Origin of the sequence: Streptomyces botrytidirepellens (genome assembly GCF_003721215.1) — a bacterium.
Lineage (GTDB): Bacteria > Actinomycetota > Actinomycetes > Streptomycetales > Streptomycetaceae > Streptomyces > Streptomyces himastatinicus.
Genome location: NZ_RIBZ01000583.1, coordinates 1 through 3,741, shown reverse-complemented (window position 1 = coordinate 3,741; position 3,741 = coordinate 1). Strand labels below are relative to the sequence as shown.

Below are 3,741 nucleotides of genomic sequence, written 5' to 3'. Positions count from 1 at the left end.
CGCGGCCCGTCCTGCCCGGCGAGGCCCGCGTCCTCCCGGCCGAGCCGGGCCGCCATCGCGGCGGCCGACGCCACGGCCTCGACGCAGCCGATGTTCCCGCAGCTGCACACGGTGTCGTCGGCGCCGGGCACCCGCAGATGCCCGATGTCGCCCGCGGCGCCCTCCGCCCCGCGGTGCAGTTCCCCGGAGGCCGAGATGAGGCCGCCGCCGATACCGGTGCCGATCTTGATGAAGAGCAGTGGCGCCTCGCCCTCCGGCAGGGCGCGGGCCTCGCCGAGGGCCATGAGGTTCACGTCGTTGTCGACGAAGGTCCGGCAGCCGAACCGCTCGGTCAGGGTGCGGCCGACCGGGAAGCCGTCCCAGCCGGGCATGATGGGCGGCCGCACCGGCGTACCGGCGCGCGCGTCGACGGGCCCGGGGAGCCCGACGACGAGGGCGGAGGGCCGGTCGGCCCCTCCTGACGCCGCGGATTCGGCGAGCATGCCGCGCAGCCGCTCGGTCAGCACATCGAGGGTCGCTTCGGGGCCCTGCGCCACGTCCAGCGCGACCTCCTCCTGCGCCACGAGGTTCTGCGACAGGTCGGCGAGGGCCAGCCGCGCGCTGTGGGCGCCGACGTCGGCCACCGCGACCACCCCGGCCCGGGGGTTGAGCGCCAGCCGGAGCGGCGGGCGGCCGCGGCCGGGCCGGGCGACGGTTCCGCCCTCGGTGACCACCCCGGCGTCGATCATGGTGTCGAGGTGCCGGGCGACCGTGGACCGTGCCAGGCCGGTGGCCTTGACCAGGTCGGCGCGGCTGTCGGCGAGGCCCGACGCGATGAGCCGGGCCAGCGAGCTGTGGACCGGGCCGCCGGTGTTCTGCGCCCGTAGTCCGGCGACCGACAGCCGGGGTATCGGGCGGGGGTCCGTCGTCTGCGCTCCCATGGCCGGTCACGGTACCGCAATTCTGGCGGCTTTTATGACTCACAAGATGCACAATTCAATGTCTTGTGAGCCTGTAATGGCTGTCTTAGGCTCACCGCCGGACGAAACCGCACCGTCGGGCCGAGGTCAGGCCGTCGACAGCAGACCGACAGCAGACAATCCCGCCGACGCTCCTCAGGGAGGGCTGTCATCACACCCCCAGCGCACAGCACAGCAATCGGCACCGCCATCGTCGGCGCCGGGATGATCGGCGCGATCCACCGCAGGGCCGCGGCGCTGGCCGGTGCCCGCATCACCGGCGTCCTGGCCTCCTCGCCCCCACGGTCCGCCCAGGTGGCCGCGGAGTGGCAGGTCCCCGCCTATCCGTCCCTGGACGCGCTCCTCGACGACGACTCCGTGGACGTGGTCCACATCTGTTCGCCCAACGCCACCCACGCGCCCTTCGCGATGCGCGCCCTCGCCGCGGGGAAGCACGTGGTGTGCGAGAAACCCCTCGCGGTCTCCGTCGCCGACGGGGAGCGCATGGCGGAGACGGCCCGCAGCAGCGGGCTGGTGGCCGCCGTCCCGTTCGTCTACCGCTACCACCCCCTGGTCCGGGAGATCCGGGCGCGCCGGATCGACGGCGAGTTCGGCGGCTGGCACCTGATCCACGGCAGCTACCTCCAGGACTGGATGCTCTCGCCGCAGGCCTCCGGCTGGCGCGTGGACCCGGTGGCCGGGGGCCCGTCCCGCGCCTTCGCGGACATCGGCTCCCACTGGTGCGATCTGGTCGAGTGGGTGTCGGGCGAACGGTTCGCCGAGGTCACCGCCTCGACGTCGATCGCCGTGGACAAGCGGCCCGCCGCCGGTTCGCGCACCTTCGCGTCGGCGGACTCCCCGGACCCGTCGTCGGAATACATGGACGTCCGTACCGAGGACTGCGCCGCGCTGCTGCTGCGCACCGCCTCCGGCGTCCTGGCGTCCACCACCGTCTCCCAGGTCTCCGCCGGGCGGAAGAACCGGCTGTGGTTCGAGCTGGACGGCGCGCGGGCCAGCGCGGTCTTCGACCAGGAGAACCCGGAGACCATCTGGCTGGGCGGCGAGGACGGCGCCCGGGTCATCAGCCGCGATCCCGGCCACGGCTCGGCCGAACAGCGGCGGTTGTCGGTCCTGCCGCCGGGCCACGCCCAGGGGTACGCGGAATGCTTCGAGGCGTTCGTCGCCGACACCTACGCCGCGATCGGCGGCGACCGTCCGGAGGGGCTGCCGACCTTCGACGACGGACTGCGCGCCGCCCGCATCACCGAGGCGGTTCTCCGATCCTCCCGTAACGGCTCGTGGACAGAGGTGTGAAGAGATGAAACTCGGCTTCCTGACGGCATGTCTCCCCGGCTGGTCCCTCCCGCGCATCGCGGAGTGGGCGAGCGGCAACGGCTACGAGGCGCTCGAGGTCGCCGTCTGGCCGCGGACCGGAGGACGCGACTTCGAGGCGAGCCACCTGCCCGTCGCCGACTTCCCCGCGGCGCGCGCGGAGGAGACGCTCGCGCTGTTCGCCAAGCACGATCTCGAACTGTCCGCGCTCGCCTACTACGAGAACCACCTGCACCCCGACCCGGAGCGCCGGGCGGAGATCCGTACCCACTTCAAGCACGCGGTGGACGCGGCCGCGGCGCTCGGCGTCCCCTACGTCGGCACGTTCATCGGCCGGGACTGGACCAAGCCCGTCGCGGAGAACCTCAAGGAAGCCGAGCGCGTCTTCCCCGAACTCGTCGACTACGCGGGCGAACGCGGCGTGAAGGTCATCATCGAGAACTGCGTCATGGAGGGCTGGCACCCCGACGGCTATCCGGGCAACCTGGCCTACTCCCCGGAGCTGTGGGAGTGGATGTTCTCGCTGGACCTCTACCTCAACTGGGACCCCTCGCACCTCACCTGGATCGGCATCGACCCGGTGAAGACCATCGCGCCCTACATCGACCGCATCGTGCACGCCCAGGCCAAGGACGTGGAGCTGGGCAGCGGCGACATCGACCGGTACGGCTTCTTCGGCAGGGCGGTCGACCGCCCGGACCCCTGGGACAACGGCTGGTGGCGCTACCGGGTGCCGGGGCTCGGCCAGGTCGACTGGGCGCGCGTCGTCGACCGCCTCTACGAGCACGGCTTCACCGGAACGCTCTCCGTCGAGCACGAGGACCCGGTCTGGGGCGGAACGGAGGAGAAGGTCGCCCAGGGCCTGAAGATCGCCCACCGCACCCTGCGCCCGCTGGTCATCGGCTGAAGCCCGCCCCACCCGAGAGGAGCCCCCATGGATCGGCAAGGTCTGCTGTCCGTGCAGCTGTACAGCGTCCGTGACGCGCTGGCCGAGAACCAGGACCGTACGCTGGCCCGCCTGGCGGAGATCGGCTTCCGCTACGTCGAGCCCTTCGGCCTGGGGTCCGCGGACAAGAGCGCCGCGGAGCGGCTGGTGGCCGCCAAGGCCCTGCGGCGCGGTCTGGACGCCGCGGGGCTGCGCGTCTCGGCCACCCACGCCGGGCTGCCCGACGACGTGGGCCCGCTGGCCGAGGAGTGCGCCGAGATCGGCGCGGACACGGTGTTCGTGCCGCACCCCCGCATGGTCGGCGGCTTCGACGAGGACGTCTTCGGCGACCCCGGGCGGCTGGCGGCGTTCGCGGACGCGGTGAACGCCGCCGGGCAGGCCCTGGCCGGTGCCGGGCTGCGGCTCGGCTACCACAACCACGACTTCGAATGGGCGACGCTGCCCGACGGGCGCAGCGGCTACGACGCCTTCTGGGCGTCGGCGGACGACGCGATCCTCGCCGAACTCGACGTCTACTGGGCGACC

At 72.8% G+C, this 3,741-nt stretch carries 4 protein-coding genes; 3 read left to right on the top strand and 1 reads right to left on the bottom strand.

Annotation, left to right across the window (positions count from 1 at the left end):
* Positions 1–920, bottom strand: a 920-nt coding sequence (locus EEJ42_RS33190) for an ROK family transcriptional regulator (RefSeq protein ID WP_148082110.1), incomplete at its 3' end; no start/stop codon positions are given.
* 189 nt (positions 921–1,109) lie between these two features.
* On the opposite strand from EEJ42_RS33190, the gene EEJ42_RS33185 reads away from it, so the two are divergent.
* From EEJ42_RS33185 to EEJ42_RS33175, 3 genes are all read left to right on the top strand, one after another.
* On the top strand, positions 1,110–2,252 hold the full coding sequence (locus tag EEJ42_RS33185; RefSeq protein ID WP_342778365.1) for a Gfo/Idh/MocA family protein: 1,143 nt from the start codon (positions 1,110–1,112) through the stop codon (positions 2,250–2,252).
* A 4-nt stretch (positions 2,253–2,256) separates the two neighbouring features.
* Complete coding sequence (locus tag EEJ42_RS33180; protein WP_123105712.1) at positions 2,257–3,177, top strand: sugar phosphate isomerase/epimerase family protein; 921 nt, start codon at positions 2,257–2,259, stop codon at positions 3,175–3,177.
* 27 nt (positions 3,178–3,204) lie between these two features.
* On the top strand, positions 3,205–3,741 hold a 537-nt coding region (locus EEJ42_RS33175), incomplete at its 3' end, for a sugar phosphate isomerase/epimerase (protein ID WP_184503396.1).